The sequence below is a fragment of the Deltaproteobacteria bacterium genome, assembly GCA_016235345.1.
Lineage (GTDB): Bacteria > Desulfobacterota > Desulfobacteria > Desulfobacterales > Desulfatibacillaceae > JACRLG01.
The window spans coordinates 1-14,452 of sequence record JACRLG010000025.1 but is presented as its reverse complement, the minus strand read 5'-3'; the positions used below and the strand labels follow the sequence as shown (position 1 = coordinate 14,452).

The 14,452-nt window shown below is 58.9% G+C and carries 13 protein-coding genes; 12 read left to right on the top strand and 1 reads right to left on the bottom strand.

Annotated elements, in window-relative coordinates; translation table 11 throughout:
* Positions 1 to 207: 207 nt before the first annotated feature.
* Positions 208 to 2,718, bottom strand: coding sequence for a glycogen/starch/alpha-glucan phosphorylase (locus HZB23_13260; GenBank protein ID MBI5845626.1), 2,511 nt, complete (start codon positions 2,716 to 2,718; stop codon positions 208 to 210).
* Between the two features lie 559 nt (positions 2,719 to 3,277).
* Here HZB23_13260 and HZB23_13255 point away from each other — a divergent pair.
* From HZB23_13255 to HZB23_13200, 12 genes are all read left to right on the top strand, one after another.
* Positions 3,278 to 4,045, top strand: a complete 768-nt coding sequence (locus HZB23_13255) for a hypothetical protein (protein ID MBI5845625.1) — start codon at positions 3,278 to 3,280, stop codon at positions 4,043 to 4,045.
* A gap of 82 nt (positions 4,046 to 4,127) precedes the next feature.
* On the top strand, positions 4,128 to 5,054 hold the full coding sequence (locus tag HZB23_13250; protein ID MBI5845624.1) for a glycosyltransferase family 2 protein: 927 nt from the start codon (positions 4,128 to 4,130) through the stop codon (positions 5,052 to 5,054).
* 87 nt (positions 5,055 to 5,141) lie between these two features.
* Positions 5,142 to 5,906, top strand: a complete 765-nt coding sequence (gene rfbF / locus HZB23_13245) for a glucose-1-phosphate cytidylyltransferase (protein MBI5845623.1) — start codon at positions 5,142 to 5,144, stop codon at positions 5,904 to 5,906.
* Between the two features lie 197 nt (positions 5,907 to 6,103).
* Positions 6,104 to 7,162 (top strand): CDP-glucose 4,6-dehydratase, encoded by a 1,059-nt coding sequence (rfbG, locus tag HZB23_13240; GenBank protein MBI5845622.1) that lies wholly within the window; start codon positions 6,104 to 6,106, stop codon positions 7,160 to 7,162.
* 54 nt (positions 7,163 to 7,216) lie between these two features.
* Entirely contained in the window at positions 7,217 to 7,747 is a 531-nt protein-coding gene (rfbC, locus tag HZB23_13235) for a dTDP-4-dehydrorhamnose 3,5-epimerase (protein MBI5845621.1), read from the top strand.
* Entirely contained in the window at positions 7,744 to 8,649 is a 906-nt protein-coding gene (locus HZB23_13230) for an NAD(P)-dependent oxidoreductase (protein MBI5845620.1), read from the top strand. Before rfbC ends, HZB23_13230 begins: the two co-directional genes overlap by 4 nt.
* Positions 8,649 to 9,800, top strand: a complete 1,152-nt coding sequence (locus HZB23_13225; GenBank protein ID MBI5845619.1) for a methyltransferase domain-containing protein — start codon at positions 8,649 to 8,651, stop codon at positions 9,798 to 9,800. Before HZB23_13230 ends, HZB23_13225 begins: the two co-directional genes overlap by 1 nt.
* 11 nt (positions 9,801 to 9,811) lie before the next feature.
* Positions 9,812 to 10,591, top strand: a complete 780-nt coding sequence (locus tag HZB23_13220; GenBank protein MBI5845618.1) for a class I SAM-dependent methyltransferase — start codon at positions 9,812 to 9,814, stop codon at positions 10,589 to 10,591.
* A gap of 227 nt (positions 10,592 to 10,818) precedes the next feature.
* Positions 10,819 to 11,583 carry a class I SAM-dependent methyltransferase gene (locus tag HZB23_13215; protein ID MBI5845617.1) on the top strand — a complete coding sequence of 255 codons (765 nt, stop codon included), beginning with the start codon at positions 10,819 to 10,821 and terminating at the stop codon, positions 11,581 to 11,583.
* 210 nt (positions 11,584 to 11,793) lie between these two features.
* Positions 11,794 to 13,308: an Rne/Rng family ribonuclease gene (locus tag HZB23_13210; protein MBI5845616.1), complete on the top strand. Its 1,515-nt coding sequence runs from the start codon at positions 11,794 to 11,796 to the stop codon at positions 13,306 to 13,308.
* A 31-nt stretch (positions 13,309 to 13,339) separates the two neighbouring features.
* Entirely contained in the window at positions 13,340 to 13,963 is a 624-nt protein-coding gene (gene scpB / locus HZB23_13205; protein MBI5845615.1) for an SMC-Scp complex subunit ScpB, read from the top strand.
* A 337-nt stretch (positions 13,964 to 14,300) separates the two neighbouring features.
* A partial coding sequence (locus HZB23_13200) for a hypothetical protein (GenBank protein ID MBI5845614.1) occupies positions 14,301 to 14,452 on the top strand: 152 nt, incomplete at its 3' end.

Below are 14,452 nucleotides of genomic sequence, written 5' to 3'. Positions count from 1 at the left end.
GTCATGGAAAAACATTTTCCCCGCCGGAGAAAAAAAATGCTCCAGCCTTTTCCCGAAATCCGTTGAGAAACGGGGGGAACCCGGCCCGAAGTGAATCCTTATAAAGTCCATGCGCCTTATCTCCCGAAAATTTGCCCGAACCGCCAGGGCGCGATGTCCTTAAAAGGGGCGGGGGGCCTCCCCCTTTAGGGACAACAGCGCCAACTCTTAAGGCTTGCGGCCCCTGCGCTTATGGGGAAGCGCGGCCACGTCCACCTCCTCCTTCACGATCTTAAGGGGCGTCGCTTTCCAGATTTCCCGGTTGTACTCCAGAATCGTGCGGTCGGACGAAAACTTGCCTATGCGGGCCACGTTCAGAATGGACTTTTTGATCCAGGCCGCCTGGTCCCTGTAGAGCCTGTCAACCTCCTGGTGGGCCATGCGGTAGGCGTCGAAATCCGCCAGAACCAGGTAGGGGTCCTCTTCCATGAGTTTCTTTATCAGTGTGTAGAAAAGGCCCGGATCCTCCGGGTTGAAAAACCCCCGCCCTATGAGGTCTATGGCCTTGTTGAGGAAGTCGTCCCGCTGGGTGTTCATGGGGTGATAGCCGGGCTTTATCTCCGCCACCTCGGGGGCCGTTAGGCCGAAGATGAACACGTTTTCCCTGCCGACCTCCTCCATTATCTCGATGTTGGCCCCGTCCAGGGTTCCCAGGGTGAGCGCGCCGTTTAAGGCGAATTTCATGTTGCTGGTGCCGGATGCCTCGAAGCCCGCCGTGCTTATCTGCTCGGAGACGTCCGTTGCCGGAAAGATGTGCTCGGCGAGCGATACCCGGTAGTTTGGCAGAAAGACCACCTTTAAAAGATGGTTGGTGGAGCTGTCCCGGTTCAGCATCTCGCCCACCTGGCAGATGAGCCTTATGATGTCCTTGGCGGCCTGGTAGCCGGGAGCGGCCTTGCCGCCGAAGATGTAGGTTATGGGGTGTATGTCGAAGCCCGGCGTGTATTTGATGGAAAGCCAGGTGTGGACCGCGTGCAGGATGTTCATAAGCTGGCGCTTGTACTCGTGGATGCGCTTCACCTGGACGTCGAAGATGGAGTCCGGGTCAATCACCGCTCCGGTGACGGCCCTGGTGATCCGGGCCAGCCTCTCCTTGTTGGTCTTTTTGACAATCCGCCAGCGCTCGCAGAATTCGGGATCATCGGCAAGAGGCTCGATTTTTTTGAGCATGGAAAGATTCGTGAGCCAGCCGTCGCCGATTTTCTCCGTTATCAGGTGGGCCAAGTCAGGGTTGGCGGCCATGAGCCAGCGACGCGGGGTGATGCCGTTGGTCTTGTTGTTGAACCTTCCCGGAAACATCTCGGCAAAGTCCTTCAGTTCCCTTTCCGCCAAAAGCTTCGAGTGGAGAGCAGCCACGCCGTTCACCGAGTGCGACCCCACGATGGCCAGATGCGCCATGCGGATGCGCTTGCCGCAGCGCTCCCCCACCAGGCTCATTCGGCCAAGCCTTTCGGGCTCGTCTGGAAAACGCACTGCAACGTCCCGCAGAAACCGGCGGTTTATCTCGAAGATTATTTCAAGGGGCCGGGGAAGGATGCGGGCGAACATCTCCACCGGCCATTTTTCCATGGCCTCGGCCAGAAGGGTGTGGTTGGTGTAGGCGCAGGAGCGGGTCGTAAGGTCCCAGGCCGTGTCCCAGTCAAGATGGTAGTTGTCCATGAGGATCCGCATGAGCTCGGCCACCGCAAGGGACGGGTGGGTGTCGTTCATGTGGATGGCCACCTTGTCGGGAAATTCGTCGAAATTCTGGTGGGTTACAAGGTAGCGCCTTATTATGTCCTGGATGGAGCAGGAAACGAAGAAATACTGCTGCTTGAGCCTAAGCTCCCGGCCCTCGCTGGTCTCGTCGTTGGGATAGAGGACCTTCGATATGTTCTCCGAAAGGTTCTTCTCCTCCACGGCCTTCAGGTAGTCGCCTTCCTGGAAATACTCCAGGTCGAAGTCCTTGGACGCCCTGGCAGACCACAGCCGAAGCGTGTTGACGGTGTTGTTGCCGAACCCGGCGATGGGGGTGTCGTAGGCGACCCCCACCACGTCGGAGGTCTCCACCCACTCGGCGGTGACGTGCCCGCCCGGAAGCCTCACGTAGTTGACCCTGCCGCCGAAATGCACGGTTATGGCGAATTCGGGCCGGGCGATCTCCCAGGGGTTGGCGAACTTGAGCCAGTTTTCGGGCCTCTCCACCTGCGCAAGGCCCCTTATCTCCTGCTCGAAGATGCCGAACTCGTAGCGGATGCCGTAGCCGTAAGCGGGAATGGCCAGGGTGGCCAGGGAGTCCATGAAGCAGGCGGCGAGCCTTCCAAGGCCGCCGTTTCCAAGGCCCATGTCCGGTTCCATCTCGAAAAGCCCCTCGAGAACCACGTTGATGTCGTCCATGGCCTCCTGGGTTTCCGCGTACATCCCAAGGTTTATTAGGTTGCTTTCCAGGACCCGGCCCATCAGGTACTCGGCGGAAAGGTAATAGACCCTTTTGACGTTGTTCAGGTAATACATCTGCTGGGTTCTTATCCAGCGCTCGATCAAGCGGTCGCGGGCGGAAAGGGCCAGGGCCAGGTACAGGTCGCGGTCGGTTGCGGTGTACTGGTCCTTGGAAAGGGAGTATTGAAGGTGGCTGGCGAAGGAAATCTGGATGCTTTGAGGGTCCTTGCCCTTGCGGAAGGTGCCCCAGTTCTTGAACATTGCCGAGTCTCTCACGGTAAAGCCCTCCCGTTTTTTTGCGTTTTAGGGGAACATTCCGTTTTTTTGGGACCGTTTGCCTTGCCAAGCTAAGTTTCCCTATACTATACTCTCGTTAAAAAGAAAATCGGCGAGTCTATAACAATGGCCGACCTTGAAGCAAAGAGTTCCGCATGATTCCCGATTCAGCCATATGACGTAGTCAAGAAGCATCATACCAGCAATATATAGTGGAGTCGCCAGACTAAAGCAGTTATCGGTCATTTGAAAGCCCATCATACACAATGGCTTCACACACTAAAAAAAGCCAGGGGTCCGACAGCGGTGTTTCAGAATCATGGGAAATAGAGGAGCAGGCTCAGCCTCATGGCGCTTTCCGCCTGTCAACCCCTCCGATCGGTCCGAAGGCTCTTCTTTTCATGGCGCATGGATTTTCATCTGGCTGTTTTGAACCAAGAGGTTTCGGGGCCGGCCGGAACCTTTTCCAGGGCCGCTTTTCCTTGCGGCCCGTTCAGGTAGTTGCAGCGCGTTAAGGACACATCAGAACCTTTGGGGAGCAATCATGAAAAAGACTATGGTGTTGGCTTCTGTGATTTTAACGGTCTCGTTTCTGCTGTCATCAACCGCCCTGGCAGCTCCCTTCAGCCCCTTGTGGGAATGGGAGCAGCCCAAACTGGTGGGCAAGGTGAAGGTTATAGAAGAGTATGCGGATAACATTTCCCGCAGAATTTTTTACGACAAGGAAGGCAGGCGCACCGAGGCCCAGAGGCTTGACGACAAGGGTAAGGTAATGAACCGCTTCTTTTTCGTCTATGACAAGGAAGGCAACCTCGTTCTTCTGGAATGTTATTCCAAAAACAACGCAAACCCCCTGAGGGAGACCATCTACTATGTCTCAAAGGGGATAATAAAACTGATAGACAGTTTCGAGCACCCGCGCCGGGCCGCGTTTGAATACGACGAGCAAAAGAGAATAAAGGATATCATAGTGATGGATCACAGAGGGCTCACCAAGGCCAAATGGACCTTCATCTATGACGACAAGGGCCGGTTCATCTCGGAGCGGTACACGAACATGGAAGGCGGCTATGCTGGAAAGAAGGTGCTGGAATATAACGACAAAGGCTTCATTTCGTCGCAGATCGTCTATAACGGCAAGGACCAGGTGACATCCAAGCGCCTCTATACCTACGAATACGACAGGGTCGGCAACTGGGTGAAAAAGAAGGTGGTGATGCTGGACTTTTCCAGGCCCGACCAGAAGCCAACCGAGGTGAAGTCAGTCGTAAGCCGGAAATACACCTATTACCCGGATGAGCCCAAACCATAAAACAACCGCTGCCCGATTCCATTAAAAACGGGAATAGAACCATGCTTCGCTCAATAACAAGGGGGCTTGCCGCAAAAAAACCATGAACGACAACCAACCAAGCCCGGAAACCGGGCCGCCGCTCGTAAGTGTCGTAATGCCGGCCTTTGACGAGGCGGAGGGCATTGAAGCCGTAATAAGCCGGATTCACGCCGCCATGACCGGCGCAAACCTGTCCTACGAAATCCTGGTGGCGGACGACGGCTCCGGCGACGACACCGCGCAGCTCGCGCGCCATTCCGGGGCGAGGGTCGTGTCCCATCCCTACAACATCGGAAACGGCGCAGCGGTCAAAACAGGCATCAGAAACGCCAGGGGCGAAATAATAGTGCTTCTGGATGCCGACGGCCAGCATCCCCCCGAACTGATCCCGACGCTTGTGGCCGAGCTTTCAACCTTTCACATGGCGGTGGGGGCCAGAACCAGCGATTCCGACACCCACGCCCACAGGACCCTGGCCAATTCCGTCTACAACGGGCTCGCCTCTTACGTTACCGGGCGCAGAATCCCCGATCTCACAAGCGGCTTCAGGGCGGTTCGGGCACAGGTGGCACGCCAGTTCGTGAGCCTTCTGCCCAACACCTTTTCCTATCCGTCCACCATCACTCTGGCCATGATGAGATCGGGCTATGCGGTCACCTTCGTTCCCATAGTGGCGGCCAAACGCAAGGGTAAGAGCAAGATACGGATTTTCCGGGACGGCAGCAGGTTCTTTTTCATAATAATCCGCATAGCCACCCTTTTCGCCCCCATGAAGGTCTTTCTGCCCACAAGCCTTGTCATGTTCTTCGCGGGCCTCATTTACGGCTTGGTGAAAATCTTCGTCCTTCACCACCCCTACGGCCCCACCTCGGCCATGCTCATGACCGTGGCCATTCTGATCTTCATGATAGGGCTCGTGTCCGAGCAGGTGACCCAGCTTAGGTTCGACCAGGCCAGCCGGGACCACCCCTGCGAGCCGGAGTCCTGACCCAGGTTTCTGGAGCCTTGCGGAGACCGCGATGCGGCATCCGGCAACGACCTAACCCGATACAGAAACGAAAGCGGCGCGTCCTTGATGAAAACCATAATACTCGCTGGCGGATTCGGAACAAGGCTTTCGGAGGAAACCCAGGTTCTCCCCAAGCCCATGATCGAAATAGGCGGAAGGCCCCTTTTGTGGCACCTCATGAAGCTCTTCTCGGCCCAGGGCTTTTCCCGTTTCGCCGTGGCTTTGGGATACAAGGGCGAGGTGATCAAGCGCTACTTCCTTCAATACCCCCAGCTTGCCGCCGATCTCACCGTGGACCTGAAAGCCGGGCTCTGCACCGCTTCGGGCCAGACCCCGGAGGACTGGACCATAGAGCTTTGCGAAACAGGCCCCGACACCATGACGGGCGGACGCCTTAAGCGCCTTCGGGGCAAGGTGGATTCCACCTTCTTCTTCACCTACGGCGACGGCCTTTCCAACGTGGACTTGAACAAGCTCCTGGCCTTTCACAAGAGCCACGGGAAACTTGCCACGGTGACGGCTGTTTCGCCCCCACAGCGTTTCGGGGTATTGAAACTGGACGGCGGGCGGGTGGAAAACTTCTCAGAAAAGCCCGAAGGCAACGAGCAGGTGATAAACGGCGGCTTTTTCGTCCTGGAGCCCGGTATCTTCGATTACATCGACGGCGACGACACCTCCTGGGAGCGCGAGCCCTGCGAACGGCTGGCCGCCGCCGGGGAGCTTTACGCCTATCGCCACAACGGATTCTGGCAGTGCGTGGACACCCTGCACGAGCTTCGGCTCCTGCGAAATCTTTACGATGCCAATAAGGCCCCCTGGAAAGTCTGGTGAGGGGCTTCCCAGAATCGTCGGATGCTGTGTCGTGCGTCGCCGGGCGGGTCGTTACGTACGCAAAAGTACGCAGCCTCCCCGCCCGGCTCGCACTCCTTGCCTGCGGCGATTCTGAAAAGCCCCTCATGCGGGTTGCAGGCAAGGCCATTTTTAAACGTTCCGTGAAAGCATTTTTCAAAAACGTGCAAGGATTTTAAATGGCGATAAATCCATCATTCTGGAAGGGGCGAAGGGTGCTCGTGACCGGGCACACCGGGTTCAAGGGCTCGTGGCTCGTGCTGTGGCTTTCCGACATGGGTGCTGATGTCACCGGGTACGCCCTTGCGCCCCCCACCGCGCCCAGCCTCTACGAAACCGCAGAAGCCGGAGTCGGCGTCGAGTCGGTCGAAGCGGACATAAGGGATTTGGACGCTCTCGCAAGAGCCTTTGCCGATGCCCGGCCCGAAGTGGTCTTCCACCTCGCGGCCCAGAGCCTTGTTCGCCCCTCCTACGACGACCCCCTGGAAACCTTCACGGTGAACGTGATGGGAACCGCCAACTTGCTGGACGCGGCAAGGGCCGCAGGCGGCGTTTCGGCGCTGGTGTCGGTCACATCCGACAAGTGCTACGAAAACCGCGAATGGCTGTGGCCCTACCGGGAAAACGAGCCCCTGGGCGGCCACGACCCCTACTCGGCCAGCAAGGCCTGCGCAGAGATCGTCACCGCCTCCTTCAGGCGCTCCTTTTTCGGGGACCCCACGGCCCCGTCGGTTGCCACGGCCCGCGCCGGAAACGTGATAGGCGGCGGCGACTGGGCGAAAGACCGGCTCATGACCGATCTTCTGACCGCCTTTTCCACGGGAAAATGCTCGGAGATCAGGAACCCCTCGGCGATCAGGCCCTGGCAGCATGTGCTGGAGCCCCTTTCGGGCTACCTCATGCTGGCGGAAAAACTCGCGGAAAAAGGCCGGGACTACGCCGAGGCCTGGAACTTCGGCCCGGAAGCCTCCGAAGCCGCCACGGTGGGAGCGGTTGCGGACATGGCCGCAGCCCTCTGGGGAGACGGCGCTTCATGGAGCCACGACCAGGGCTTTCACGCCCACGAGGCGCATTTACTCAAGCTCGACGCCACCAAGGCCCGGATCCGCCTTGGCTGGAAGCCCCGCATGGACCTTAAAGAGGCCCTTTCCCTCACCGTCAAATGGCACAAGGCCCTTTTATCCGGCCAGGACATGCGGAAATTCACCCTGGGGCAGATTAGAAACTACATGGCCTGATCCGGCGGATTATGCCGTTTTCAGATATTTATGGCCTTTTCGGAGATTTAGAACTTGCGTTTCGTTCCCGCTCCCCTTTCCGGGGCATATATAATTGAGATCACTCCGGCGTCCGACGACCGGGGCTTTTTTTCGCGGGTTTTCTGCGAGAGGGAGTTCGCGGAAGCGGGCCTTTGCACAAGGTTCCCCCAGGCCAGCGTCTCCTTCAGCAAAAAAAAGGGGACGCTCCGGGGGATGCACTACCAGAATTCTCCGGACTGGGAGGTGAAGCTCATCCGCTGCACCAAGGGGGCGGTTTGGGACGCCATAATCGATCTTAGGCCCGACTCACCAACCTACAAGAAATGGTTCGGGGCCGAGCTTTCAGCCGAAAACCACCGGATGATGTACGCGCCCGTGGGCTTCGCCCACGGATTCCTGACACTCGTTGACGAATGCGAGGTCTTTTACCAGATGTCGGCCTTTTACGCCCCCTTGTCCGAATCGGGGATAAGGTGGAACGACCCGTCCATCGGCATCGACTGGCCCATAAGCCCCGCCGTCATTTCCGCCAAGGACCGGGCCATACCGGATTTTGAACAATGAAAAGGGTTCTTGTTACAGGGGCGGGCGGTTTCATTGGCCGCCACGCGGTGGAAGCCCTGGCGGGCCTGGGGTACGAGGTCCACGCCCTGGCCGCGCCCGGCGAGGAGCTTCCCGCTGGCCTTCCCGCCCTGCGCCGCGAAGCAGACCTTTTAGACCCCGCAAGCACGGCCAAAGCCGTGGCGGACGCGGCCCCCACCCATCTTCTCCACCTTGCCTGGTATGCGGTTCCGGGCAAGTACCCGTCCTCACCCATAAATTTCGCCTTCGTGAAGGCCAGCCTCTCCCTTTTCGAGGCCTTCGCGGCATGTGGCGGAAAAAGGGCCGTGGCCGCCGGAACCTGCTTCGAGTACGACCATTCCTACGGCTTCTGCGTGGAAAACCTCACGCCCCTGAACCCCGCCACCGTCTACGGCGTGTGCAAGAATTCACTCCACATGCTGGCCCGCTCCTTTTTCGGACAGGCCGGTGTCAGCTTCGGGTGGGCCAGGCTTTTTTTCCTCTTCGGCCCGGACGAAAAAAGCGGAAGGCTGATGTCCTCTGTGGCAGGCTCTCTTCTGCGCAACGAACCGGCCCTTTGCACCCACGGAAGGCAGCTCCGGGACTTCATGTACGTGAAGGAGGCCGGGGCGGCCCTTGCAGCCTTCCTGGACAGCCCCGTGGAAGGCCCGGTAAACGTGGCCACAGGCCAGCCGGTGTCGGTGGGAGCTCTGGTCTCACGATTCGCCGAAATATGGGGCGCGAGGGACCTTATACGGCTTGGGGCCATCCCCGCCCCCCAAAACGAACCCTCGCTGATCCTGGCCGACGTGAAGCGCCTGCACACGGAAGTGGGCTTCCGCCCGTCCCTCACCCTGGATCAGGCCCTAAAGCTCACCGCCGGGTGGTGGAAGGGGGAGCGCTGATGTGTCCCTGCCCGGTGTGCGGAAGCGGGGACGGCCTCGTCTTCCTTTCGCGCAAAAACATGCCCGTGCACCAGCACATCCTGCACAGGTCGGAAAAGGAGGCCAGGGCTGCGGCAAGGGGTGACCTCTCCATGACCGCCTGCCCCTCCTGCGGCTTCGTGTATAACGCCGCCTTCGACCCCGGCCTTCTTGCCTACGGGCGGGAATACGACAACGACCAGAGCCTTTCCCCGGCCTTTTCGGTCCATCTCACGGACCGCGCCGACCGCGTCTCGAAGGCCCTTGCGGTGGACCGGCCAAGCGTCCTTGAGGTGGGCTGCGGCAAGGGGCATTTTTTGAAAATCCTGGGTGAGATGCGCCCTGACCTGACCGGAACAGGTTTCGATCCGAGCTACATTGACGAGGAAAGCGCCTTAGGCGGCAGGCTCAAGTTTCACAGGCGCTTTTTCGAGGGGCCGAAAGAGGGGCTCACGTCTGAGGCCGTCATCTGCCGCCACGTGATCGAACACATAAGGGAGCCCCCTGGCTTTTTAGCGTCCCTTGGCGCGGCGCTTTCGGAAAATCCCGCGTCCGCCCTTTTCCTGGAAACCCCGGACGTTGACTGGATACTGAAAAACCGCGTGATCTGGGATTTCTTCTACGAGCACTGCTCGCTTTTTTCCGCAGGCTCCCTGGGCTTCGCCCTTGGCCGATGCGGCCTTTCGGTATCGGCCCATGAAGCGGTTTTCGGCGGCCAGTATCTTTGGATGGAGGCAGGGCGCGGCGGCGCTGAAAACCCGGCCCGGGGCGGCGCGGAGAACACCCTAAGGCTCGCCGAAGGCTTTTCGGAGGCCCTGCCCGGAATCCTCGCGGAATGGGCCGAAAAGATCGAAAAATACGCCAAAAGCGGCCCCGTTGGGCTTTGGGGGGCCGGGGCCAAGGGAGTCACCTTCGTGAACCTCATCGACCCCGAAGGCCTTCTGATCGACTGCCTGGTGGACATCAATCCGGCCAAGCAGGGCTGTTTCGTGGCCGGAACCGGGCACCCCATCGTGGACGTGGCCACAGCGGCGAGGCGCGGGGTCCGCACCCTAATACTCATGAACCCGGAGTACCGGGCTGAAAACCTTGAAATCATCCGGCGGGCGGGCCTTTCAATAGAGCTTGCCTGAAAGGGACATGAATGGACATTACAGCCCTAAGAAAAAAACTCGCCAACAAGCTGCCCCAGCCGGTGTTCGACATCCTTGCCAAGCTCTACCAGACAAGGGGGCTCAGCTATGTTCCGGGCCCTCTCACCTACAACACGGACGGGCTCGCCACCAAACACAACGCCGATTTCATGGAAGACCCGCGCTTTGCGGAGGCCTACGAGCTTGGGCGGCAGACCGGCTCCTGGGAAAAGTACAAGATCCACTGGCGGGTGCACGTTCTATGTTTCGCGGCCACCATCGCCGCGAGGCACGAGGGCGATTTCGTGGAATGCGGGGTGAACAAGGGCGGCTTTTCAAGGTCGGTGATGCAGTACGTGGGTTTTTCCGGGCTTCCCAAGACCTTCTGGCTTCTGGACACCTTCTGCGGCCTCGTTGAAAAAAGCCTGACCCCGGAGGAAAGGGCGCGCGGGATCAAGCCCGGCGGCTACGCCCCCTGCTACGACCAGGTGCTTGAAACCTTCCGCGACTTCAAAAACGTGAAAATCATAAAGGGGCCGATTCCCGACACCCTGCCCCAGGTGACTGCGGAAAAGGTGTGCTACCTTTCCATAGACATGAACTGCGCGGCCCCGGAAATAGCGGCTGCCGAGTATTTCTGGGACCGGCTTGTTCCGGGCGCCATGGTGGTTCTGGACGACTACGGATTCGAGAAGCACATCATGCAGAAACGGGCCTTCGACGAATTAGCCGCAAGGCGCGGCACCGAGATACTGAGCCTGCCAACGGGCCAGGGCCTCATCATAAAGTAACAGTCTGTCCAAAAACGCGAACTGCTGTGTCAGGCTTCGCGGGCGTCGTGCTCACGTGCATGAAGCACGCTCCGCCGACGCCCGCTCGCCTTCCTTGCAGTTCATCGTTTTTATACAGGCTTTATATCAAGCCTTTTTTCAACGGGCTGGCAAGTTCCCTGTAAGGCTGGAAGTTTTTGGGCAGAAAAAATCATTTCAATCAACCAAGTCTCACGGAGCACATGCGGATGAAAATTTTTGCTGATACCGATAAAAACACCATGCTGGTGAACGAGAACGGCGCGGAGCGCGAGATAGACTTAAACGGAAAGGAAGCCTTCGGGATTCTGTCGCGCCTGTGGATAAAAAGCGGCTGGGTGCAGAAGTATTCCTACACCTTCACCTGGATGGGCAGGCCCATCATCCAGCTTCCCGAAGACATGGTGCGCACCGCCGAGGTAATTTACCGCATAAAGCCCGACGTTATCGTGGAGACCGGCGTGGCCCACGGCGGAAGCCTCATATTCTACGCGAGCCTATGCCGCCTCATGGGAAAGGGCCGGGTGATAGGGGTGGACATCGAGGTGAGGCCCCACAACCGGGCCGCCATAGAGGCCCACGAGCTTTCGCCGCTTATCTCGCTCATAATCGGAAGCTCCGTGGAAAAATCCACTGCGGACGCCGTGAAGGCCCTTATAAAGCCGGGCGAGACAGTGATGGTGCTGTTGGATTCCTGCCACGAAAAGGACCACGTGGCCGCAGAACTTTTAGCCTACCAGGGCCTGGTCACCCAAGGCTCCTACATCGTGGCCACGGACGGGATAATGAGCGAGCTTTGGGACGTTCCCAACGGCCGCCCCCACTGGAAGACAGAAAACCCCACCGCCGCCGCCGCCGAATTCGCTGCGAAACATCCCGAATTCGTGCTGGAGGAGCCCCCCTGGTCCTTCAACGAAAGCAAGCTCGATAAAAACATCACCTACTGGCCCGGAGCCTGGCTCAGGCGGATTTGAGCCCTGCCCAGCCTCGCCCGCCGAACCCGGATCAGCCCGGTCGGCGGGCATCCTCCAAATTTTCAAGCCGCCCCCGACCACCGCCCACTGTCGACTGCCCGCTTCGCGCAAAAAAAATTTTTCCCTTCCATGTCAATGCGTTTTCAGGTATACTGAACTCTTTTGAATGACTCATGAAAACCTAACGAACGCTTGGAAATGGAAAAGAACATGTACAAGGAATTAATAATAAACGACGCCGGGTTCGAGACCCGCGTGGCGCTCCTGGAGGACGGGGTGCTGGCGGAACTCGTTGTGGAGCGCAACGGCGAAGAAGACATAGTGGGCAACATCTACAAGGGCCGCGTTCTCCGGGTGCTACCCGGAATGCAGGCGGCCTTTCTGGACATCGGCCTTCCCCAGGCGGCCTTCATCTATATAGACGACGTGGTTTACGACTTCCCGTCAAAAACCGACGCCCCGCCGCCGGACGAGTCCATCCACGAGGAGGGCGACCCAACGCCCGCGCCCAAGCGCAAGCTCTCCATAGAGGAGGTTCTGACCGAGGGCCAGGAAATCCTGGTCCAGGTGGCCAAAAGCCCCATCGGCAACAAGGGGGCCAGGGTCACGGCCAGGGTGAGCATTCCGGGGCGGTATCTTGTCCTCATGCCCACCACGGCCCACGTGGGGGTGTCCAGGCGCATAGAAAACGCCGAGGAGCGCACCCGCCTCAAGGAAACCCTGGCCGCCCTCAAGACCGAATCATGCGGCTTCATAGTTCGCACGGCAAGCGCCGGGGTGGACTACGAAAAACTCCGGCAGGAGGTGGACTTTCTCACCCAGCTCTGGCGCAAGATCATCGCCCGCTACTGGCAGGCCGAGGCCCCGTCCCTTCTGTACCGCGAGCTTTCGGCCAGCTTGAAGGCCGTGCGGGACCTCTTCACCCAGCAGGTTGACCGCCTGGTGGTGGATTCCATGCGCGGATACCGTGAAATACTGGATTTCGTGGAATCCTTCATGCCGAGCCTCTCCAGGGCAGTGGAGCTCTACGAGGGCTCCGAGCCCGTTTTCGACTCCTTTCACCTGGAAACCGAGATTTCACGCCTCACCCGCAAGAAACTGTGGTTGAAATCGGGCGGTTACATAGTGATAGAAAACACCGAGGCCCTGGTCTCGGTGGATATCAACACGGGCCGCTACGTGGGCAAGGGCGACCTTTCGGAAACCATCCTCAAAACCAACCTGGAGGCGGTGAAGGAAATCGCCTACCAGCTCCGCCTGCGCGACATAGGTGGAATAATCGTCATAGATTTCATAGACATGGAGCGCCCCGAAGACCAGGACAAGGTTTTTCAGGCCATGGTGTCGGCCCTTTCCAGGGACCGCTCCACAACCAACGTGCTTCCCATGAGCGAGTTGGGCCTTCTGGAGATGACCCGCAAGCGCACAAGGGAAAACCTCACCAGAAAGCTCTCGGAGCCCTGCCCCTACTGCGAGGGCGAAGGCGTCATCCTTTCCAAGAAAAGCACCTGCCACAACATCTACCGGGAAATCCAGCGCCTTGCGCCGGACACCAGGGGCAGGCGCATAACGGTCACGGTTCACCCGGACCTCGCCCAGTTTTTGCTGGAAGAGGAAAACACCACGGTGCTTTCCCTGGAAGAGGCCGTGGGGGCGCAGATAGCCATAAAGAGCGACCCCAAGCTCCACCTGGAGCGCTTCGAAATTTCCGAAGCGTCGGCATGACGGACCCCGAACAAATCCCCGGTCGAAAACCATGCCGGAATTGAAATACATATTGGAAAGCCTGCTTTTCGTTTCCCCGCAGCCCCTGGGCATGGACCGCCTGAAAAAGGCCCTGCCGGAAGAGGAGCCCTTAGCCATAAGGGAGGCCCTTGCCGCCCTTGACGCCGAGTACGAGGCGCGCGGCGGCGGCTTCTTTCTCTGCGAGGTGGCCGGGGGCTGGCAGCTTCGCACAAGGCCCCGGTATGCGCTCTGGGTCAGGCGGCTTTCCCAGTCCCAGCCCGTGCGCCTGTCTCCGGCTGCCCTGGAGACCCTGGCCATCGTGGCTTACAACCAGCCTGTGCTGCGCAGCTGTGTGGAGCACGTGCGTGGGGTGGACTCCGGCGGGGTCCTGAAGGTCCTCCTGGAAAAGGGCCTCATACGGGTTCCGGGCCGGGACGACAAGCCGGGGCGGCCCATGCTCTACGCCACCACCAAAAAATTCCTGGAGGTCTTCGAGTTGAAGGACCTCGCGGACCTTCCGAGCCTCTCCCAGATCAAGGACCTGGCCCGAACCAATGTTACGGCGGAGCCTTTGGGCGAAGGGGGGCAGGCCGACGGGGCCAGCGACGAAACCGACGGGCCGCAGAAACAGGAAACGCCGGAAAAAAATAACTAGACCCTGTAAAATTCAGATTGACAAATAGCAGGCAAAACCTGTAAAGATTTATTTCAGACTATCTCACGCTCGCAGTCTCCCGATTTTTATGAAGCCCGGCGCAAAAAGACCATGAAGAGGAACCGCTATGGCACAGCGGGTCCTGGCACCTTTACGGACACTTTTCCTGCCGGTGTGGGGTTTGCCTCAAAGCCTTCGTTCACTTGTTCGTTCATCCCCCCGCCAGGGTGTTCGGGCAAGTATCAAGAGCCGGGTGCGCCTCCGCTTCTAACTGGCCGCTGGAACGGTTCCTTCGGTCGCATTATGTGATCCATCATTTTTAGGGGAGGTATGGAAAATGAAGAAGCTTATGATAGTGCTGGCAATCCTTCTGATTCCGGCAGTAGCAATGGCGGGCATGTCAGCCATGTCCAAGAAAGACCTTCAGACCGTAAAAGGCCAGACCGGTATCACCATCATCGCCCAGGGCAACAGCCTGACCGCCACCCG